Origin of the sequence: Sphingomonas fuzhouensis, from assembly GCF_034659795.1 — a bacterium.
Classification (GTDB): domain Bacteria; phylum Pseudomonadota; class Alphaproteobacteria; order Sphingomonadales; family Sphingomonadaceae; genus Sphingomonas; species Sphingomonas fuzhouensis.
The window spans coordinates 767,084-788,111 of sequence record NZ_JAXSQY010000001.1 but is presented as its reverse complement, the minus strand read 5'-3'; the positions used below and the strand labels follow the sequence as shown (position 1 = coordinate 788,111).

Below are 21,028 nucleotides of genomic sequence, written 5' to 3'. Positions count from 1 at the left end.
CCGCCGGACGGCCTGACGAGCGTGACGAACGGACGCATAGCTCAGTTGGTAGAGCAGCTGACTCTTAATCAGCGGGTCCTTGGTTCGAGCCCAAGTGCGTCCACCAGTTTCTCCAACGGCCCTGCAGCGATGCGGGGCCGTTGTGCATTGGGCTCTCCATAGCCCTCCAGCGGGATGAAGGATTGATGGCAGGATATAAGGTTCCCGGTTTCGCCGATCGCGCATCGGCCTCGCGCGACGCCAAGGCCGCCGCGCTCGAAAAGTTGCGCAACAAGGCCGCGCCCGACCCTGCGGTCGTCGCCGCCCGCGCCGCCGCGCGCGAAGCCAAGGAAGCCGCCGAGGCCGAGCGCCGCGCCGCCCACAAGGCCGCGATCGAGCAGGAAAAGGCCGCCCGTGAGGAAGCCCGCGCCAAGGCGAAGGCCGAGGCGGACGCCGCCGCCGAGGCCGCTGCCGCCGCCGCACGCCCGCCGGTGGTCCCCACCGCCGCCGAGCTGAAGGCCGCGCGCGACGCCCGCTACGCCGCTCGCAAGGCGCGTCAGGGCAAGTGACCCCGCGCGAGCTGCTGGGCATCGCGGAGGTGCCGGGCGGCGAGCCCCTGCGGCTGTTCCGCCGGGGCAAGGACTTCATGATCGTGCTCGACCGCAACGAGCTGATGAGCACGCGGATGAGCGGCTCGGAAGTGGCGCTGGGCACGATGACCTGCGACCGGCTGGGCGGACGCAATGCGCCGCATCTGCTGATCGGTGGCTATGGCATGGGCTTCACGCTGCGTGCCGTGCTGGCCCGGCTGGGCCGCGACGCGCGGGTGACGGTGGCCGAACTCGTCCCCGGCATCATCGAATGGGCACGCGGGCCGATGGCCGAGCTGACCGCCGGGTGCCTGGACGATCCGCGCGTCACGCTGGCGATGGGCGATGTCGGCAATGCGATCTATGCAGGACGGGGTACGTATGACGCGATCCTGCTCGATGTCGACAATGGCCCCGACGGGCTGACCCGTCCGGCCAATGACGGGCTTTATTCCAACCGGGGGTTGGACGAGGCGCGCGTCGCATTGCGACCCGGCGGCGTGCTGGCGATCTGGTCGGCCGCGCCCGATCCGGTGTTCACCCGGAGGCTGTCGCGGGCGGGGTTCCTGGTCGACGAGGTGAAGGTCCGTGCCCGCGAGAATGGCAAGGGCGCGACCCATACCATTTGGTTCGCGACGCCGCGCTGAAATCCCATTCCTCCCCTGCAAGGGGGGGGCGCGCGAAAGCGCGACGGAGGGGTGTTACCCTATCAAGAGCGTGACACCCCTCGACCATGCTGCGCATGGTCCCCCTCCCCTTACAGGGGAGGAATTGGGTCCCGCTTGGCTCCGTCCAGTTCCTTACGCAGCCGCTCCTGCTCCACCGCATCCCGCTGCTTCTCGGCCTTGGTCCGGCCGAACTTCGCCCGGTTCTCCGCCGCCTGCTGCTCGGCTGCCTTACGAACCAGCCCTTTGCGCGCCTGACGGAAGTTGACGACGTCCCCCATCAGCGCCGCCGCAGCCGCCGGAACAGCCCCTTGCGCTGGCTGAACGCCTCGAACATCTCATCCGGCCCTTCGGGGTCGAGCACTTCGTTGTCGGCCAGCCATTCCTCGACGCTCGACAGGTCGGGCACCTCATAGGGGCGCAGGCTCCGCCCCTCGGCCCGGCGCAACAGCTCGACCGCCGCGATCAGCGAGCCGGTCCGCGCGACCGTATCCTCAACCACCTTTTGAGCCACGCCCAGATGTTCGGCGAGCAGATCGTCGCGAATCGCCGCGATCCGCTGCCCGGTCGCACTGCCCGGCTCGACCGCGATCGCCAGGTCGCATTCGGTATCCAGCCGCATCGACCGGTTGTTGAGGTTCGACGAGCCCAGCCGGAACACGCGGTCGTCGGCGATCAGGATCTTGGCATGGCAATAGATCGGCTCGCCCGCCGTGGTGAAGGGATGATAGAGCCGGAAACGCCCATGCCGATCGCGCCGCCGTAGCGCCTCGACCAGCCGCGCCCGCGCCGTGTCCATCGCGATCGGCTCCAGCCAGCCTTGCGCGGTCAGCGGATTGATGATGACGAACTCCGGCCCGTTTTCGTCATCGAGCCGCCGCGCAATCGCCTCGGCCACCCGGCGCGAGGCGAAATACTGGCTCTCGATATAGATATAACGCTCGGCCCGCGCGATTTGAGCGAGGAACAGCGCTTCGTTTTCGTGAACCGGCGTCTGATCGTCCATCTCGGGCATGGTCCGCGCGATCGCGACGGGCTGGTCGACGAAGTCGGGCTCCAGCCCCTCGGGCCAGCAGCTCGCGCCCGGCACCGCAGGCCCCATGGGCTTGCCCCCGGCGGCGTGCCAGCGTTCGCGGAACAGCTCGCCCAGCGCATGGGTCACCGGACCCTCGACTGCGCTGATCGCATCGTGCCAGGGCTTATAGGGCTGACCGCCGGGCCGTTTGCGACCGGGGTCCTTGTCGCGGTGTTCGCGCGTGTCCCAACGCTCGCTGGTCATGTCGATGCCGCCGCAAAAGGCGAGTTGGTCGTCGATGATGACGATCTTCTGATGATGCGACGCGGCGATCGGATGATGGCCGTCGAGCTTGGTATGGATGCGCGGATGCGCCATCCACTTCATGACGGTGAAGAAGGTCTTGCCCCGGAACAGCGACTTGATCGCGCCGGTGTCCCAGCGGAGGAGGAATATCTCCAGGTCCGGCTGGCGCTGAACCAGTGAGTAGATGAAGTCGCCGACCGTCTCGCCCGGCGCTTCGTCATGGTCGAGCACGATGCGCGCGTCGAAATCCCAGCCGATCAGCAGGATCTGCCGCCGGGCATTCAGCATCGCGCGGCGCGCCATCCGGAAATAGCGTTCGGCATCGACGATGACCGCCATCCGGTCCGCCTGCTCGATCCGCCAGCATTCCTGTCCGACCTTCAACGACGATCTCCCCTTTGCCGCCGCCTCATGCCCGGAGTGCCCGGCGCTGGCAAATGGCGAAAAGGGGTGGAACCATCGACAAGCCGGAAATCGCGTCAGAAAATCCGGTAGCGGACCGGACGGATCGACAGGCGTTCGCCCGGCGCCGCCTCGACCGCGACGGGCAGGTCGAAGGTCAGCGGCTCGGCCACCCCGGCCAGCGCCGCCGTGATCCGGCGCGACCGACCGATGGGGCGGCTGGTGAGCACCGTGACCGATAGCGCGTCGGCATTACCCGGTTCGGCGCGTTCCACGTCGTGCGGCCGGATATGGACCTCCCCCGCCCCGTCCCCACGCGCGTCGTCGGCCAACGTCGCCAGCCCCTCACCCACCACCGCTGCACCGTCGCGCCGGGTGACGGCCAAGCGGTTGGTCTCGCCGATGAAGGAGGAGACGAAGGCGGTGGCGGGCGCGCGCTGCACCTCGTCGGGCGTGCCGACCTGCTCGATCACGCCGCCGCGCATCACGACGATCCGGTCGGCGATCTCCAGCGCCTCTTCCTGATCGTGCGTCACGAAGATCGAGGTCAGCCCCGTCTCGTCATGGATACGCCGCAGCCAGCTCCGCAAATCCTTGCGCACCTGCGCGTCGAGCGCGCCGAAGGGCTCGTCGAGCAGCAGCAGGCGCGGCTCGATCGCCAGCGCGCGGGCCAGTGCCACACGTTGCCGCTGGCCGCCCGACAACTGCGCCGGATAGCGGTCGCCGAGGTCGGGCAATTGGATCAGCGCGAGCAGCTCGGCGACCTTGGCCGCGATCGCCGCCTTGGCGGGCCGGTCGCGCCGCTTGCGCACCGTCAGGCCGAAGGCGATGTTCTGCGCGACCGTCATATGGCGGAACAGCGCGTAATTCTGGAAGACGAAGCCGATCCGCCGCTCGGTCGCGGGGGTGCCGGTCATGTCCTGCCCGTCGAACAGGACATGACCCTCATCGGCGAAGTCCAGCCCCGCGATGGTCCGGAGCAGCGTCGTCTTGCCCGATCCCGACGGCCCGAGCAGCGCCAGGAACTCGCCGGGCCTGGTCTCCAGCGACACCCGGTCCAGCGCGGTAAAGCCCCCGAAACGGCGGGAGATATTCTCGACAGTGATGCTCAATTCGCGGCTCCCGCCCGGTGGATGCCGAAACGCCATTCCAGCACGGTCTTCACTCCCAACGTCACCAGCGCGAGCGAGGCGAGCAGAGACGCCACCGCGAATGCGCCGACAAAGTCATATTCATTGTACAGGATCTCGACATGCAGCGGCATGGTGTTGGTCAGCCCGCGGATATGCCCCGACACGACCGACACCGCGCCGAACTCCCCCATCGCGCGGGCATTGCACAGCAGCACGCCATAGAGCAGCCCCCAACGGATATTGGGCAGGGTGACATGCCAGAAGGTCTGCCACCCGCTCGCCCCCAGCGACCGCGCCGCTTCCTCGTCGTCGCGCCCCTGCTCGGCCATCAGCGGGATCAGTTCGCGCGCCACAAAGGGAAAGGTGACGAAGACCGTCGCCAATACGATGCCGGGCACCGCGAAGATGATCCGCACGCCATGCTCGGTCAGCCATGGCCCCAGCCAGCCCTGCGCCCCGAACAACAGGACGAAGACCAGCCCCGACACCACCGGCGACACCGAAAAAGGCAGGTCGATCAGCGAGATCAGCAGGCTTTTCCCGCGAAAGTCGAACTTGGCGATGGCCCAGGACGCCGCCACCCCGAACACCGCGTTGATCGGCACCGAAATGGCCGCGACCAACAGGGTCAGCCGGATCGCGGCCACCGCATCGGGATCGACCAGCGCGTCGAGAAAGACCTGCCATCCCTTCGCAAAGGCACCGGCGAACACCATGATAAGCGGAAGGAACAGGAACAGCGCCAGGAACAGGAAGCCGACGCCGATCAGCGCCCGCCGCGCCCAGGGGCTTTCGATCGTGGTGGGGTTGGAACCGCTCATCGCGTCCCCCGCTTGGCCCGCCACGCCTGGAGCAGGTTGACGAATAACAGCATCGCAAAGGACAGGACCAGCATGACGCAGGCGATGGCCGTCGCGCCGTCATAGTCGAACTGTTCGAGCTGGGTGATGATGAGCAGCGGTGCGATCTCCGACTTGAAGGGCATGTTGCCCGCGATGAAGATGATCGAGCCATATTCGCCGACCCCGCGCGCAAAGGCGAGCGCAAAGCCGGTCAGCAGGGCGGGCGCGATGGCGGGCAGGATGACATGCGCGAAGGTCTGCCGCCGCGTGGCACCCAGGGTCGCGGCCGCCTCCTCCACATCGCGACCCAGGTCCGCCAGAACCGGCTGAACCGAGCGAACGATGAAGGGCAAGCCGATGAAAACCAACGCGATCGTCACGCCCAGCGGCGTATAGGCGACCTTGATCCCCAGGGGCGCCAGCAACGACCCCACCCAGCCATTGTCCGAATAGAGCGATACCAGCGCGATACCGGCCACCGCCGTCGGCAGGGCGAAGGGCAGGTCGACCGCCGCATCGATCAGCTTCTTGCCGGGAAACTCATAGCGGACAAGTATCCAGGCGATCAGCAGCCCGAACACCGCATTGACCGCCGCCGCTGCCAGGGCCGCGCCGAAGCTCAACCGATAGGCGGCCAGTGCGCGCGGCGACAGCCCGACCGCCGCAAAGCCTTCCCAACCCATGCCCGCCGCCCGGATGACCAGCGCCGACAATGGCACCAACACGACCAGCCCCAGCCAGAACAGGGTCATCCCCATGGTCAGGCCAAAGCCCGGCAGCGCCGAGCGGCGCTTTCCAACCCTCATGCGATCAGCGCCGCTTGGCCTGGCCGCCATAGATGGCGTCGAACACACCGCCATCGGCAAAGAACCGCTTCTGCGCCGCGCCCCAGCCGCCGAAATCCTTGATCGTCACCATGTCCAGCTTGGGGAAGGTCGCCGCATATTTCGCCAGCACCGCCTGGTCGCGCGGGCGATAGAAGTTGCGCGCGACGATCTCCTGCCCTTCGGGCGTGTAGAGGAACTTCAGATATTCGGTCGCGACCTGCTCGGTGCCATGCGCCTTGGCATTGGCGTCGACCACGGCGACCGGCGGCTCGGCCAGGATCGAGATGGAGGGCACGACGATGTCGAACTTGCCCGCGCCCAGTTCCTTCTCGGACAACAGCGCCTCATTCTCCCAGGCGATCAGGACATCGCCCAGACCACGCTCGACAAAGGTCGTGGTCGCCCCGCGCGCGCCGGAGTCCAGCACCGGCACATGAGAATAAAGGTCGGCGACATATTTCTGCGCCGCCGCATCCGATCCGCCCGCCTTCTTGCCATAGGCCCACGCCGCCAGGAAATTCCACCGCGCGCCGCCGCTGGTCTTGGGGCTCGGCGTGATGACCTGGACGCCCGGCTTCACCAGATCGCCCCAGTCGCGAATGCCCTTGGGATTGCCCTTGCGCACCAGGAACACGATGGTCGAGGTATAGGGCGAACTATTGTCCGGGAGGCGCGTCTGCCAGTTGGCGGGCAGCAGCTTGGCCCGCTCGGCAATGGCGTCGATGTCATAGGCGAGCGCCAGCGTCACCACATCCGCCGACAGGCCGTCGATCACCGAGCGCGACTGCTTGCCCGATCCGCCATGGCTCATACGGAACGAGACGGTCTGGCCGGTCTTGGCCTTCCATTGCTTGGCGAAGGCGGCATTGACGTCCTTGTACAGCTCGCGGGTCGGATCATAGCTGACGTTCAGCAGCTCAACCGAGCCTTTGCCGCTGCCCCCGCCCGAACAGCCGGACAGGCCAACCGTCCCGATCATCAAGGCGGCCATCATGGCCGGAAATGGTGCTCGCATCTGGACCTGTCCCTTTCGTTTCGGCGCGTAACCTATCTCGATCCCCCCGATAGGAAATGCCGTAAAGCTTGGGACGCACAAAGCCCTGCTTTTGCTCCCTCGATCCCGACGGATGCCCGTTCCGGCCGTGTCCGACCTTGCATCGGCGGCGGACAGGGCCGATCTCCCGCCCGGATAACCCCCTCACCCCATTTGGAAAGGACGCGCATGACCGCCCCGAATTTCGACGTGAAGACCGGCCTGTATATCGCAGGCGAATGGCTGGGCGCGGAGGGGCGCGACACGCAGGCCGTGCTGAACCCCGCGACCGGCCAGCCGCTGGGCGACCTGCCGCTGGCGACCGTCGCCGACATGGACCGCGCGTTGGAGGCCGCCGCGCGCGGGTTCGAGTTATGGCGCAAGACCGCGCCGCAGGAGCGCGCCGCTGTCCTCCACCGTACCGCCGCGCTGGTCCGCGAGCGTGCCGAGGATCTCGCCCGCCTCGCCACCATCGAAGAGGGCAAGCCGATCGTCGAGGCGCGCGGCGAGGTTGCCGCCACCGCCGCGCTGCTCGATTTCCATGCCGGTGAGGCGGTGCGTATCTATGGCCGCGTCCTGCCACGCCCCACCGGCACCCGCTCGTTGGTCCTGCACCAGCCGGTCGGGCCGGTCGCGGCCTTCTGCGCCTGGAACTTCCCCGTCATGAACCCGGTGCGCAAGCTGTCGCCCGCCATCGCCGCCGGCTGCTCGGTCATCCTGAAGCCCAGCGAGGAAACGCCCGCCAGCGCCATCGCCATCCTGCGCTGTTTCCAGGATGCAGGGCTTCCGGGCGATGTGGCGCAGCTCGTCTTCGGCGTGCCCGACGCGGTGTCGCGCCATCTGCTCGCCTCGCCGGTCACCCGCAAGCTCAGCTTCACCGGATCGGTGCCGGTCGGCAAGCATCTGCTGAAGCTGGCCGCCGATACGGTGATGAAGTCGACCATGGAGCTGGGCGGTCATGGCCCGGTGCTGGTCTTCGACGATTGCGATCTCGACAAAACGCTCGACATCCTGGTCACCCACAAGTTCCGCAATGCGGGCCAGGTCTGCGTCGCCCCCACCCGCTTCCATGTGCAGGAGGGCATTTATGAGCGCTTCGCCAAGGGCTTTGCCGAGCGCGCCGCCGCGCTGAAGATCGGTGACGGCCTGTCGTCGGACACGCAGATGGGCCCGATGGCCAATCCCCGCCGTCCGGAAGCGATCGGCGCGATGATCGAGGATGCGGTGCGGAACGGCGCGCGCAAGCTGACCGGCGGCGAGGCCAAGGACGGAGACGGCTTCTTCTTCGCGCCCACCGTGCTGGCCGATGTGTCGCTGGACGCCAAGGCGATGAACGAAGAGCCCTTCGGCCCGATCGCGCTGATCCGCCCCTTCGCCACCACCGAGGACGCGATCGCCGAGGCGAACCGCCTGCCCTTCGGCCTGGGAGCGTATTGCTTCACCGAAAATGGCCGCCGCCAGAACCAGCTGGGCGACGAGATCGAGGCGGGCATGATCGCGATCAACACCGTCCGGCTCAGCTGGGGCGATGCGCCCTTCGGCGGGGTCAAGGAAAGCGGCTATGGTTCGGAAGACGGCCCCGAAGGCATCGCCAACCATATGATTACCAAGGCGGTTCACATCGCCTGAGGGGGATGGGGTCAGGTCCGCGCGCGATAGGCCGCGCGGGCCGCCTCCACTTCCGGCTGATGCATGTCCGCCCAGCGGATCAGCGCGCGCATCGGCTCCAGGAACGACCGCCCCAGATCGGTCAGGCAATATTCCACCCTCGGCGGCACCTCCGCATAGACGGTCCGCGCGACGAAGCCGTCCTCCTCCAGCCGCCGCAGCGTGCGCGACAGCATCTGTTTCGACACATCGCCGATCCGCCGCAACAGCATGTTGAACCGCAGCGTCTCCGGCTCCAGCGCGGCGAGGACGAGCAAGCTCCACTGATCGCCGATCCGGTCCAGCACATCGCGGATCGGGCACCCGCCCTCCCCGGTCAGCGTCATGGTCACGCCGTTGTGACCTGGTCCCTCGAAAAGGACGTCTTGTGGCGAGCAAAGGCTTTGCATAGCCCCATGGTCTACGAAGTGGACCATGGAAAGGAAAGCGTATGAAGATCGCCCTGATCGGCGCCTCGGGCAATGCAGGCTCTCGCATCCTGAAGGAAGTGTCGGATCGCGGCCACGCCGTGACCGCCATCGCGCGAACTCCGGCGCGGATCGCCGCCCTGCCCGGCGTCACGCCAGTCGCGGGCGACGTGAACGACCCGACCGCGCTCACCAAGACGCTGCGCGGGCATGACGCGGTCATCAGCTCGGTGCATTTCCTGCCCACCGACGCGGCCAAGCTGATCGACACCGTGCGCGCGTCGGGCGTGAAGCGTTATCTGGTCGTCGGCGGCGCGGGCACCCTGGAAGTCGCGCCCGGCCAACGGCTGATCGACCAGCCCGGCTTCCCCGAGGAATATAAGGCAGAAGCCAGCGCAGGCGCGGCGTTTCTCGACCTGTTGCGGGGGGCGGAGGATCTGGAATGGACCTTCCTGTCCCCATCGGCGATGTTCGTCCCCGGCGAGCGGACCGGGCAATTCCGGCTGGGCACCGACCAGCTTCTGTCGAACGAACAGGGCAGCAGCATTTCGTTCGAGGATTACGCCATCGCGCTCGCCGACGAGATCGAGCAGCCGCGCCATATCCGGCAGCGCTTTACCGTCGGCTATTGAGGAAATGCGCGGCCGGGATCGCGGGTTCGCGCCCGGCCGCAAGAAAAATGTCAAAAACCCTCTTGGCAGCTCGGACATGCTCGGCTAACAGCGCGCCACCAGACGGGGACAGGCTCCCCGCCTTGCCGCAAATCGGCAATGGACGCATAGCTCAGTTGGTAGAGCAGCTGACTCTTAATCAGCGGGTCCTTGGTTCGAGCCCAAGTGCGTCCACCAGGTTTTTCAACGGCTCCGCAGCGATGCGGGGCCGTTGTGCTTTTGGGCTCCCCTGATTTCTCCCTTTTGTATCTGCTGGGATGGTCTGCCCCGTCGAAAAATCCCAAATTAGAGCGCCATGACGTCGGCTTGACCTAATCCGTCATTGCGAGCGCAGCGAAGCAATCCAGAGCGTCTTGCCCGGACACTGGATTGCTTCGCTGCGCTCGCAATGACGAATCCGTTTCATGTCGTTCTGTTCTAACTGTTCGCGCTCGAATTCCAGCGCCCTGAAAAGCGATCCGACAGCCTATCGGTAGGTCTAACCGGCCCAGCCTGTCCGGCGGCGATCTGCGCCAGAAGACATGGCCTCGGTCGAACGCTATGAGCGCGGGATGGCCCGGCTGCTCCTGTTCAACAAACCCTTCGGCGTCCTATCGCAATTCACCGACCGCGGATCGCCGACGGTTCGGTCGACATTGTCGGACTTCATTCCGGTGAAGGGCGTCTATCCCGCCGGGAGGCTCGATCGGGACAGCGAGGGCCTGCTGCTGCTGTGCGATGACGGACGGCTGCAAGCGCGCATCGCCGATCCGCGCTTCAAGATGCCAAAGACATATCTCGTGCAGGTCGAAGGCGATCCGCAGGAGCCGGAACTGGAACGCTTGCGCCGGGGGGTGAGGCTCAAGGACGGCATGACCCTGCCTGCCGATATTGCGCCTATCGACGCGCCCGACCTGTGGCTGCGCGATCCGCCGATACGCCAGCGCAAGCACATCCCCGACAGCTGGCTGAAAATCACCATCCGTGAAGGCCGCAACCGGCAGGTGCGCCGCATGACGGCGGCGGTCGGGTTGCCTACCCTCAGGCTGGTCCGTTGGTCGATCGGCGACTGGTCGGTCGACGGGATTGCACCGGGCCAGTTCGAAGAGCTCTCGCTATAGCGTCGGCCGCACCTATGGCGGGCGCGATTGCGGATCACGGCTGTCTCTGACGCCGGTTGCCGCCGACCGCAAAAGCTGATTTGAGGCTTCGCTCGGAGGGACTTCGACGCCCTTCGTCCGGTTCGTTTTGGATTGCCATGAATTATCGCCACTCCTTCCATGCCGGCAACAGCGCCGATGTCGTGAAGCACAGCCTGCTGATGGCCCTTGTCCGGGCCTTGCAGCAAAAACAGGGCGCGCTGACCCTGATCGACACCCATGCCGGTTGCGGGCTCTACGACCTTGGCGGCGAGCAGGCGCAACGCACCGGTGAAGCGGCGCAAGGCGTGGTGCGGGCCTTTGCCGATGCGAACCCCTTGTTGGACGACTATCGCGCCGCCGTACGGGCGGTGAATGTCGGGGCGGAGCCACAGCTCTATCCCGGCTCGCCGCAGTTCCTGGCGCAGCTCCTGCGCCCGCAGGACGTGCTGATCCTCAATGAAAAGCATCCCGAAGACGCCCGTTCGTTACGCGGCGCGATGCGCGGTACGCCTGCAGCCGTGCATGAGCGCGACGCCTATGAGCTTTGGCTCGCGATGCTTCCCACCCGCACGGCGCGCGGCGTGGTGGTGGTCGATCCGCCATATGAGCAGACCGACGAACGCGCCCGCATCACCGCTACCCTCGCCGCCGCGCACCGCAAATGGGCGCATGGCGTGACGGTCATCTGGTATCCGCTGAAGGACCGCGCGACGCATCAGCGGTGGAAGACCGACTTGCGCAGGCTCGGCATCCCGAAATTCCTGGTCGTCGAGCATTGGCTGTATGATGCCGATCAGCCCGGCATCTATAACGGCGCGGGGCTTTTTATCGTCAATCCGCCCTATGCCTTCACGCAAGGATTGCCACCTCTGCTCGAAGCCCTCCGCGCCGCACTGGCGCCGGAAGGGCATCGGGGCGAGATCACCGTGGAATGGTTAAACGCGTAAGTTGAACCCAGGCATCGTGGACATCAGAGCGGGTCGAGCGTGTCAGCCTGCTCGCCTTCGTCGGGTCGCCTGAGCACAGCAGATAACCCGGCGACGTGTCGTCACCCGCCAAGACAATACCGCCGTCACGCATGATCGTCATAGACCGCCAACGTCCTGGCGAGCGCGGCTTGGTCGAGCATCACCCGCTCGATATTCCGCTTCAGCTCATTCGCCAGGGCTTGCGTGGTTTCGAGGGCATGGGGCAGCGTCTCTCCCAGCGCATGAAGCACCTTGAAGGCGCGAATGGCCACCTCTTCTTCGCCAGCCCCCTCACGCACGATCGGCGCGAAACCGGCGCGCATCAACTCGTCCACGGACGGACGCGGCACATAGACAGGCGGCAGATCATCGTCGGGCGCAGGCCCCTGCACCGGCAATTCGCTCAAGGTCCGCAGCAAGGCGTTCAGCACCTCGATCGCCGTACCGGGATCGTTGGTGGCAGGTGCCAGCGCCCGCCCGGCAATCTCGCCGAGCGCGATCTGTCCAAGCCGTGGGTCATGGTCGAACGCGCGATGCCGCTCGATCACGAAGGCGCGCGACAGTTCGTCCTCCAGTTCCGCCACATCCCCGACCGTCCGGAGCAGCGGACGCCCCTTATGGACCAACGTACCGGGGATCGCCTCCACATGCAGGACGATCTCCTGGCGCCGGGCCAGCGCGGCAAGGCGCTCGATATCGACATGCGTCACATAACCGATGGTCTGTGACAGCACCGGTCGCGCATTGTCGGGGACCGGGATAGCGGGCCTACCCCCTTGATACGGATCGTTCGCGAAGGTCAGCATGGCCGATCGGGCCGCATCCTCGACCCGGTCGATCACATCCGACATGCGCCCGAACGCGGCCAGATGGGCGATCCAGCGCAGCAGGGTGACGACCACCAGCGCCACGAGCATGACCGTGGCGATCAAGAGCAACACACGCCCCTGCCCGCCATAAAGCCGCGTTTGCAGGCCGATGATGCCGACGACGGCAAAGATGAAGGCGCCAAGGAAGGTCGAGAGCGCGTTTTGCGACATGCGATCCGAGATCAGCAATTGTGTCGCCCGCGGCGTCGCGAGCTGGGTCGCCGAGGAATAAGCGCTGACCATCGCCGTCAAAGAGAAGGTGGTCACCGCCAGCATCGACGAGGCGATGATTTCCAGGACCGTACCGACGGCATTCTGACCGATATCGCCGGTAAAATGATAGGGGACGGTTCGCGCGACGATCCCCGCAAATGCGGCGACCACCACGCTGGCGGCGCTGATGAGCGCGGCGCGAAACCAGATTTTCCGAGCGATACGATGGAGCAGCCATCCGATACGGGCCTTCGAAATCATGTGGCGCCCCATCTCCCTTTTACGGCCTATGCCACCCTGGTCGAAGACGATCATCGCAAGGCCGCCGTCTACCCCCAAGGCGTCGAACGCGATCAAACGACGATGGCACGCCGCCCGTTATATGGCCGATCATACGCAAACGCCCGATATCCGGCTCACAGAACTTCCCATGCGGGGCTTTTATCCACGCCGCCATTGGTCGAGCGCCACGCGCCTGCACGAACGGATTTGAAAGCCTGCAATCGAAAACGTTTCCGAAACCGCTGGGTCAGGCTCTTGCAACGCCCCCGAGAGTCTGTATCACTTCCAAAAGTCGGACAATTAGGAGCCGTGAAGCGCGTATCGGTATCACGCGGATAGCCGTCAATCTTGGCGGTATGTTCGCGCCTTTGATGGCTGGTCGTCCTTCCGGTGTCCGAGACGAATGATAATATGACGACGGGAGAGCGTGTGAACCAGCGTGCGTATCGGGCGGCACTCGCCATCGGCGTGGCGGTGATGGGTTTGGCGGTGAGCGGATCGGCGCTCGCCGGACCGGTCGGCGAAGAGCAGGCGCGGACGCCGACGGGGCTCGACGCGCAAGGTCATCCTCAGGCGATCGGCCCGATACCCGTTCAGGGCTATACCTATAGCCGGCTGCGCAATGGCGTTCAGCTGCGGCTGAACGGGGTGTCGAAGACGATCCTGTTCTATGGCCCTTCGACCGTGCGCGTGAACACCAATGGTGGCCGCAACTATTGGTCGGCGAAGAGCATCGTGGTCGTCGCCCCGCCCGCCGACATCGCCTTCACGGTGACCGATCAGCCCGAGGCGCTGATCGTCGCGACCGCCCGACTGCGCCTGTCGGTCGACAAGACAACCGGGGCGGTCAGCTTCTTCGATCCCGCAGGCAAGCTGTATACCCGCGAGGACCAGGCCCGACCGCAAAGCGTCAAGCCGATCACCAGCGCGAAGGACCCCAGCTATGAGGTGGAGAACCGTTTCCGCCTGACGCCCGACGAGGCGATTTACGGCTTCGGCTTTACCGACGACGCGACGATCAACCGGCGCGGCGCGGACCTCGACCTGATCCAGACCAATATCGGCATCATCATCCCCGTCATGGTGTCGAACCGGCGCTATGGCGTGATGTGGGACACCTATTCGCACATGCGTTTTGCCGACGATGCGAACGGCGCGCGGCTCTGGGCGGAGGATGCGCCGGGCGGGGTCGATTATTATTTCATGGGCGCCGATACGATGGACGGCGTCGTCCAGGCCTATCGCAAGCTGACCGGTGACGCGCCCATGTATCCCAAACAAGCCTTCGGCCTGTTCATGAGCAAGGAACGCTACACAACGCAGGACCGGCTGGTCGAAGTGGCCGAGACGTTCCGCCGCGAACGCTTCCCCCTCGATTACATCGTCCAGGACTGGCAATATTGGGGCGGCAATGACGGCAGCTGGAGCGGGATGACGTGGGACAAGACCCGCTTTCCCGATCCGGTCGGCGCGATCCGCAAAATCCACGACCTGCACATGAAGCTGATGGTGTCGATCTGGCCCTCGGTCGGCAACGACACCGCTTTGGGCAAGGAACTGGACCAGCACGGCCTGCGGTTCAAGCCGCTTCACTGGATATCCAAACAGGCGCGGGTCTATGACGCGTTCAGCCCGCTGGGGCGACAGATCTATTTCAAACATGCCAAGTCGGGCCTGCTCGACAAAGGCGTCGACGCGCTGTGGATGGACGGGACCGAGGTCGAGGTCAGCAGCGCGATGCACGATGCCAAGGCGGCGGTCGACGACGTCAAGTCGCTGGGCCGCAACGCGCTGGGCGACTTTTCGCGCTATCTGAACGCCTATACGCTGATGACGACGCTGGGCACCTATCAGGGGCAGCGGGCGACCAGCGACAAGCGCGCGCTGACCCTGACCCGGTCGGCCTGGGCGGGGGCGCAGCGGACGGCGGCGACATCCTGGTCAGGGGATACGCAGGCCAGCTGGGAGACGCTGCGCCATCAGGTCGCGGGCGGGGTGAACGTCACCGTCACCGGCAATCCCTATTGGACGCAGGACACCGGCGGCTTCTTCGTCAACGGCTATAGCGGCGGCGAGAAGAACCCCGCGTATCGCGAGCTGTTCGCGCGCTGGTTCCAATATGCGGTGTTCAACCCGCTGATGCGCGTTCATGGCACCAGCATCGAGCGCGAACCCTATATCTTCAAGGCGCTCGACCCGCAGATGTACGGCGCGCTGCTGGACGCGGTGAACCTGCGCTACCGGCTGTTGCCCTATATCTATGCGAATGCGTGGCAGGTGACGTCGGGCGGCTATACGATGATGCGGCCGCTGGCGATGGACTTCCCCGACGATGCGCGGGTCCATGCGCTCAACGACGCCTTCATGTTCGGCGGATCGCTGCTGGTCCACCCGGTCACCCGCGCCATGTATCATGTCGAGCCCGAACCCGCCGCCACCGTGCCCGCGACCGCGCTGTTCACGGCCGATGGCAAGCCGGGGCTGGCGGGCCAGTATTTCGAGGGACGCAACTTCGAAAAGCCCGCAGGCCGCGTCGTCGATACGGTGATCGACAAGCGCTGGCCCCAGCCGCCGCTCCAGCCCATGCCGCCGGGGCTGAAGAGCCTGAACGACTTCTCCGCCCGCTGGGACGGCGTGCTGGTGGCGCCCGAGGACGGCGAATATGAGCTGGGCCTGCAAGGCGATGACGGCGTGCGCCTGTTCGTCGACGGGCGAAAGGTAATCGAGGACTGGTCCAGCGGTGCGTCGCGCTATCATGGCGCGAAGGTGACGCTGCGCAAGGGACAGCGCGTGCCGATCCGCATCGAATATTATCAGGGCGACGGCGACCGCGACCTGCGCTTCGCCTGGCGCACTCCCGACGAACTGCGCCGCGTGGCCGCCAAGGCGGGCGAAGCCCCGAAGCTGGCGGTCGCGACCTATCTGCCCGCAGGCAGCGACTGGTACGACTTCTGGACGAACCAGCGCGTGGCGGGCGGCACCGAGACGTCGCGCGACGTCCCCCTCGACATCATGCCGCTCTATGTCCGGGCAGGCGCGATCCTGCCGCTCGGCCCGGTGCAGCAATATGCGACCGAGAAGCCCGACGCGCCCTATGAAATCCGCGTCTATCCCGGCGCCGATGGCCGCTTCACCCTGTATGAGGACGATAACGAGACCTATGCCTATGAACGCGGCAGCCGTGCGACCTATGACCTGACCTGGGACGACGCGCGGCGAACCTTGACCATCGGCGCGCGGCAGGGCCGCTTTCCCAACATGGTGTCAACGCGGCGGTTGAATATCGTCGTCGTGAAGCCGGGCATGGCCGGAGGCATCGCCGATCTGCCTGCGTCGAAGACGGTGAACTATACCGGCAAGCCGATCCGCATCGCATTCTGAGGCCATGCTGCGTCGGGGATAAGGCGCATTGAACCGACGCGAGCCCCTCCCCTTCAGGGGAGGGGTTGGGGTGGGGCATTGCCCCGAACCGCACGCTTGCGGGTCCGCCCCACCCCCGGCTCCTCCCCTGAAGGGGAGGGGTGAGGCTATCTCATGTCATCTAGCCCTAAACCTCTGGCGATTACCCCTCGAGGATTTACGGGCAGATGACATCATCGCACCGCAATGCGCGCACGACACCTGATCGTGCGCTCTATCGCCGATCGATCACCGTGCCCCCTGCCCCGATGGCGGCACCGGCGGGGTCGAGGATTTCGCATCGCTGACCGCTTCGTCATACCAGCGCGACAGGTCCGCCTTCATGCTCCGCAGCGCGTCAGGGTTGAGATAGGTCATGTGCCCCGCCGGATAATAGGTGAAGCGCAGATTCGCCTGCTGGGCTGGCTCCAGCATCATATGGCCCAGGTCGTTCTCGGTGCCGAAGAACGGGGTCGCCATGTCGTAATAGCCGTTCATCGACAGCACCTTCAGATACGGGTTTGCCCGCATCGCGGCGGCCAGATCGATCGCGGTGTTGGGATTGTTCTGCCCGCCGTCGGGCGACTTGTGCTTCCAGTTCCAGGTCCAGCCCGCCGCATCCCGCGCCGACAGGCGATAGGGTAGCTCGGTCTTGTAGCCGAGCGTCGATTGCAGATAATCCTGGAACGACGCGATATAGGCGCCCGAGATCGCATCCGACGACGCGTCGGTTTCCGGCGCTTCGCCCGCCGCGTCGGTATCGATACCCAGATAGCGTGAATCGAAGCGGCCGACCGTCCGCGCCTGCCCCCGCAGCAATTCCTTCTGGAACCGCGGCAGGTCGATGCGCAGGTTCGCGCGCTTGATGTAATCGGGCGAGATGCCGATCAGGCGGCTCATCTGTTCGGCGACCTGGTCGCGTTCCTGGGGCGAGATGTTCTGCCCCTTGGCCAGCGCCGACATATAGGGCCCGACCGCAAAGGCGCGGGCCTGCGCCACCACGGTTGCGACATCGGCGGGACGGTCGGCCAGGCGATTATGATACCAGGCGGTGGCGGCATAGCTGGGCAGATAGTTGAGATAGACCTGATCCAGCCCCGGCTGGCGATAGCCGTAATTCATGATCGAACTGAGCAGCACCACACCGTTCAGCGCCATGCCCCGTTCCTGCAACTGATAGGCCAGCGCCCCCGAACGCAGCGTGCCATAGCTTTCCCCGAGCAGGAATTTGGGGCTCATCCAGCGGCCATATTTGGTGACGTAGCGCTGGATCGCGCCCGCAAAGACATCGACATCCTCGTCGACGCCGTAAAATTGCGCGGGCTTCATATCCCCCAGCGGCCGCGAATAGCCGGTGCCGATCGCGTCGAGAAACACGAGGTCGGTCTTGTCGAGCAGCGAGTCCGGATTAGGCCCGACATCATAGGGTGCGGGCCGTACGAACTCCGGGCTGGTCGTACGGATGCGGATCGGCGCGAACGAGCCCATGCGCAGCCAGAAGGACGGCGATCCCGGCCCGCCATTGTACAGGAACGTCACCGGCCGCTTGGTGCCGGGCTTCGTGCCGTCGAGCGTATAGGCAGTATAGAACATCGAGGCGGTCGGCTTACCCTCGATATCGCGCACGGTCAGCGTGCCCGCCGATGCGATATAGGGATAATTACGGCCGTTGATCGTCACGCTGTCGCGGTGACGAACTTCGGTCTCCTCCAACGGCGCGCGGGCCCAGGCGGCCTCCGCCTCGGCCTTGGCGGCTTCGTGATGCGCGGCCTTTTTCTCCCCCTCCTCCTGCGCGGCGAGCGGCGCGGTCAGCGTGGTGGCGGCGAGAAGAAGGACGAGGCTGTTGCGGATCACGAAGGGCTCACGGAATAAGTGACGGAGCCGTCATGGTTCCCGCGTTTTTGCCAGGAAGGCAAGCGGTTCGAGAGGATGGGATCGGCCCCTCCACCATTGCTGCGCAATGGTGGAGGGGCCGATCCCGAACCGTCAGCGCGCCAGCCATGCCTCGACGGCGGGCTTCAGCCGATCCGCGACCGCCTTGCGCACCGCGATCTGCGAGATCGAGCGCTTGGCCCCACCGCGCGAACCCTCGGACAGGTTGGCGGCGGCCCAGGTCTCGATCTTGCCGGGCATGGCGGGATCGTTCGAGCCTGCGCCCAGGCCGACGATGAAGGTCGCGCGGTTGCTTTCCTCCAGGAAGCTGTCGACCAGCGGCTTGTTCGCCACCGCCCAGTCGAATGCCATGTCGGGATGCGCACCCGCGATCGAGCGGAGCAGCGCGGCGCGCTGCGGCGGGGTGAAGGTGTCGTTCTTGAGCAGGCCCAGCGCCCGGCGCGCGGCCCCCTCGTCCTCGGCATAGCCGAGCAGCGCGACCAGGCGGTTCTTCACCACCGGGTTGCGTTCGGCCTTGGCGAGGTCGAGCAGCTTGTCCCATTCGGCGGGCGTCGCGCGCTTGGCATAGGTCGCCAGGATCGGCTGCCGGATCGCGCCCGGAATGGCGTTCGGGTTCCTGGCAAGCGCCGCGACATAGCCACGCGCCCGTGCGGCGACCATATCGTCACCGCTGGCGCCCAGCATCCCGATCAGCGTCTCGCGCAGGTTCGAGACGAGCGCACTGTCATCGGGCTTGGGTTCGAACCCGATCCGCGCCAGCACCGGCGACAGGATGGCCGCAGCCCTGGCGCGGAGCGGCTTTTCGAGCGGCGTGCCCTCATATAGTCCATCCAGGCGACCGAGTTCGCCTGCGACCGTTTCCCATTCCAGCGGATCGGCCTCGGGCCGGACCTGCGCCATCAGGTCGAACCAGCGGCCCAGGCTCTGATATCCCCCCGCCGCCAGCGCATAATCGTCGCCCAGCGTGCCCAGCCGGTCCTTCAGCTCCATCTTGGTATAGTCGCGCACGATCGCAGCATGGCCCGGATCGTCATACATGACGCGGGTATAGGAGCCCTTGCCCTGGTTGAGGACCAGCGTCCCGCAACCCGCGATCGTCACGGCCGTCGGTGCCGCACCCGTCACGATCGCGCTCGTCTCCCCGCCGCCGATGGTCGCGACGCGGATCGGGACATGCCAGGTCTGCGGCGTCTTCGATGCCGCATCCAGCCCGAACCGCCCCTGGGACAGCATCGCGACGGTCTTGCCGCCTTCGCAGCGCGAACTGACCTGAGTGATGAGCGGCACGCCGCCCTGCAGCGTGAAGTCATGCGCGACCGTCGCGACATTGGTGCCCGACGCCTTGGACAGTTCGGCCCATAGCTGTTCGGTGACGGTGTTCTGGTACTTGTACTTCGCCATATAGGCGCGGATGCCCTTGCGGAACGTGTCCTGGCCCAGCATCGATTCCAGCATCCCGATCACCGCCTGCCCCTTGAGGTAGGTGATGCTGTCGAACGCCTCGCCGATCTGGTCGACGGTCTCGATCTTGCGGATGATCGGGTGGGTCGCGCTGGTCGCGTCGATCCCCATCGCCGATTCCCGCTCGCCCGAAACGCTGGCGGCCGCCGCTTCCCAGGCCGGGTTCAGGTCGTTGGTGGCCTTGCCCTCCATCCAGGAGGCAAAGCCTTCGTTCAGCCACAGATCGTCCCACCAGCGCGGCGTGACGAGGTCGCCGAACCACTGGTGCGCCATTTCATGCGCGACGACGGTGTGGATGCGCTGACGGTTGCTCTCGCTCATCACCAGCGGATTGAAGAGCAGTTCGTTCTCGAAATAGAAGATCGCGCCCCAATTCTCCATCGCGCCGAAGAACTGGCTGGAGCCGGGCCCGGCGATCATGTCCATCTTGGGCAGCGGATAGGGCGTACCGAAATAATCATTGTAATAGGACAGCAGCTTGGTCGCCGCGCCCAACGCGTAATCGCCTTGGTCGACCACGCCCTTGCGGCTGACCACGCCGATCTGGACGCCGTTCGCATCCACCGTCTTGCGGTCCAGATTGCCCGATCCGAAATAGAGCAGATAGCTCGACATCACCGGCGTTTCGTCGAAGCGATAGAGCTGGCTGCCGTCCGCCTGGGGGGTGATCGAGGCGGCGGGCATGTTGCTGATCGCGCGCTGGCCCTTCGGGGCGGTCGCGGTCAGGCGGAACCGGGCCTTGAAGGCGGGCTCGTCCCACATCGGCGCGAAGCGGCGGGCGTCGGGTGCCTCGAACTGGGTGGCCAGCATCCGGTCAGGCGTGCCGTCAGCATTGGTATAGTCGATCGCGAACAGGCCATTGGCCGAGCGGTTGATCGTGCCGGTCCAGGCAAAGCCCACCTTGTGCCGCCCGACGCTCGCCGCCTGTGGCAGGGTGAGGGTCAGGGTCTGCGCCGCCTTGTCGAGCGCGAAGGGCACCGGCTTGCCGTCGAACGTGGCGCGGGTGATGGTCAGCTCGGCGGCGTTCAGGACAATCGTCGCGGTCGCCTGCTTCACATCGACATCGACCGTTTCCTCGCCGGTGAAGGTCAGCGCCTTCGCATCGGGGCGTACCGTGATGTCGTACAGGATCGGGGCCACGGTCTGCGGCAACTGGCCCGCCGCCAGGGCGGGGGTGGAAACGGTCAGGGCCAACAGGACCGAAAGGGCGGACTTCATGACAATCGGGGCCTTTCAATTGGGAATGGGCAAATCTCTACGCCCTACGCCGCCCAAAGCAAATGA

General features: G+C 65.8%; 17 protein-coding genes and 2 tRNA genes. 9 read left to right on the top strand and 10 right to left on the bottom strand.

Annotated features, from left to right (window positions below; translation table 11 throughout):
• The first annotated feature begins 30 nt into the window (after window positions 1-30).
• The 3 genes from U1H82_RS03710 (at window position 31) to U1H82_RS03700 (ending at window position 1,216) form a co-directional block, all read left to right on the top strand.
• Window positions 31-106: transfer RNA gene (locus U1H82_RS03710), tRNA-Lys, on the top strand.
• 79 nt (window positions 107-185) lie between these two features.
• On the top strand, window positions 186-548 hold the full coding sequence (locus tag U1H82_RS03705; RefSeq protein WP_322963564.1) for a DUF6481 family protein: 363 nt from the start codon (window positions 186-188) through the stop codon (window positions 546-548).
• Entirely contained in the window at window positions 545-1,216 is a 672-nt protein-coding gene (locus U1H82_RS03700) for a spermidine synthase (protein WP_322963563.1), read from the top strand. Before U1H82_RS03705 ends, U1H82_RS03700 begins: the two co-directional genes overlap by 4 nt.
• A gap of 110 nt (window positions 1,217-1,326) precedes the next feature.
• Here the strand turns inward: U1H82_RS03700 and U1H82_RS03695 are convergent, their stop codons facing one another.
• The 6 genes from U1H82_RS03695 to U1H82_RS03670 all read right to left on the bottom strand — a co-directional run bounded on the left by U1H82_RS03695 (window position 1,327) and on the right by U1H82_RS03670 (window position 6,738).
• A complete protein-coding gene (locus U1H82_RS03695; RefSeq protein ID WP_322963562.1) occupies window positions 1,327-1,515 on the bottom strand; it encodes a DUF4169 family protein in 189 nt (62 codons plus the stop codon).
• Window positions 1,515-2,894, bottom strand: coding sequence for a phospholipase D-like domain-containing protein (locus tag U1H82_RS03690; RefSeq protein WP_322963785.1), 1,380 nt, complete (start codon window positions 2,892-2,894; stop codon window positions 1,515-1,517). Before U1H82_RS03690 ends, U1H82_RS03695 begins: the two co-directional genes overlap by 1 nt.
• Window positions 2,895-3,034: 140 nt before the next feature.
• Window positions 3,035-4,069 carry a sulfate/molybdate ABC transporter ATP-binding protein gene (locus U1H82_RS03685; RefSeq protein WP_322963561.1) on the bottom strand — a complete coding sequence of 345 codons (1,035 nt, stop codon included), beginning with the start codon at window positions 4,067-4,069 and terminating at the stop codon, window positions 3,035-3,037.
• Window positions 4,066-4,911, bottom strand: coding sequence for a sulfate ABC transporter permease subunit CysW (gene cysW, locus U1H82_RS03680; RefSeq protein WP_322963560.1), 846 nt, complete (start codon window positions 4,909-4,911; stop codon window positions 4,066-4,068). The genes U1H82_RS03685 and cysW overlap by 4 nt, the downstream gene beginning before the upstream one ends.
• The gene (cysT, locus tag U1H82_RS03675; protein ID WP_322963559.1) at window positions 4,908-5,738 is read right to left on the bottom strand and encodes a sulfate ABC transporter permease subunit CysT; all 831 of its coding nucleotides are present in this window, start codon (window positions 5,736-5,738) and stop codon (window positions 4,908-4,910) included. Before cysT ends, cysW begins: the two co-directional genes overlap by 4 nt.
• Window positions 5,739-5,742: 4 nt before the next feature.
• On the bottom strand, window positions 5,743-6,738 hold the full coding sequence (locus U1H82_RS03670) for a sulfate ABC transporter substrate-binding protein (protein WP_322963558.1): 996 nt from the start codon (window positions 6,736-6,738) through the stop codon (window positions 5,743-5,745).
• Between the two features lie 243 nt (window positions 6,739-6,981).
• On the opposite strand from U1H82_RS03670, the gene U1H82_RS03665 reads away from it, so the two are divergent.
• Complete coding sequence (locus U1H82_RS03665; protein ID WP_322963557.1) at window positions 6,982-8,421, top strand: NAD-dependent succinate-semialdehyde dehydrogenase; 1,440 nt, start codon at window positions 6,982-6,984, stop codon at window positions 8,419-8,421.
• An 11-nt stretch (window positions 8,422-8,432) separates the two neighbouring features.
• Here U1H82_RS03665 and U1H82_RS03660 read toward each other — a convergent pair whose 3' ends face one another.
• On the bottom strand, window positions 8,433-8,786 hold the full coding sequence (locus U1H82_RS03660; protein ID WP_322963556.1) for a winged helix-turn-helix transcriptional regulator: 354 nt from the start codon (window positions 8,784-8,786) through the stop codon (window positions 8,433-8,435).
• Between the two features lie 104 nt (window positions 8,787-8,890).
• Here U1H82_RS03660 and U1H82_RS03655 point away from each other — a divergent pair, with 104 nt between their 5' ends.
• From U1H82_RS03655 to U1H82_RS03640, 4 genes are all read left to right on the top strand, one after another.
• A complete protein-coding gene (locus U1H82_RS03655; protein ID WP_322963555.1) occupies window positions 8,891-9,499 on the top strand; it encodes an NAD(P)-dependent oxidoreductase in 609 nt (202 codons plus the stop codon).
• Between the two features lie 140 nt (window positions 9,500-9,639).
• Window positions 9,640-9,715, top strand: a tRNA-Lys gene (locus tag U1H82_RS03650).
• Window positions 9,716-10,089: 374 nt separating this feature from the next.
• Window positions 10,090-10,638: a pseudouridine synthase gene (locus tag U1H82_RS03645; protein ID WP_322963784.1), complete on the top strand. Its 549-nt coding sequence runs from the start codon at window positions 10,090-10,092 to the stop codon at window positions 10,636-10,638.
• A 137-nt stretch (window positions 10,639-10,775) separates the two neighbouring features.
• The gene (locus U1H82_RS03640) at window positions 10,776-11,606 is read left to right on the top strand and encodes a 23S rRNA (adenine(2030)-N(6))-methyltransferase RlmJ (protein WP_322963554.1); all 831 of its coding nucleotides are present in this window, start codon (window positions 10,776-10,778) and stop codon (window positions 11,604-11,606) included.
• 125 nt (window positions 11,607-11,731) lie between these two features.
• Here the strand turns inward: U1H82_RS03640 and U1H82_RS03635 are convergent, their stop codons facing one another.
• A complete protein-coding gene (locus tag U1H82_RS03635) occupies window positions 11,732-12,970 on the bottom strand; it encodes a DUF2254 domain-containing protein (RefSeq protein ID WP_322963553.1) in 1,239 nt (412 codons plus the stop codon).
• Between the two features lie 432 nt (window positions 12,971-13,402).
• Here U1H82_RS03635 and U1H82_RS03630 point away from each other — a divergent pair, with 432 nt between their 5' ends.
• Entirely contained in the window at window positions 13,403-16,372 is a 2,970-nt protein-coding gene (locus tag U1H82_RS03630) for a glycoside hydrolase family 31 protein (protein ID WP_322963552.1), read from the top strand.
• Between the two features lie 267 nt (window positions 16,373-16,639).
• Here U1H82_RS03630 and U1H82_RS03625 read toward each other — a convergent pair whose 3' ends face one another.
• Window positions 16,640-18,244: a S10 family peptidase gene (locus U1H82_RS03625; protein WP_322963551.1), complete on the bottom strand. Its 1,605-nt coding sequence runs from the start codon at window positions 18,242-18,244 to the stop codon at window positions 16,640-16,642.
• A gap of 132 nt (window positions 18,245-18,376) precedes the next feature.
• Window positions 18,377-20,962 (bottom strand): M1 family metallopeptidase, encoded by a 2,586-nt coding sequence (locus U1H82_RS03620; protein ID WP_322963550.1) that lies wholly within the window; start codon window positions 20,960-20,962, stop codon window positions 18,377-18,379.
• Window positions 20,963-21,028 lie beyond the last annotated feature (66 nt).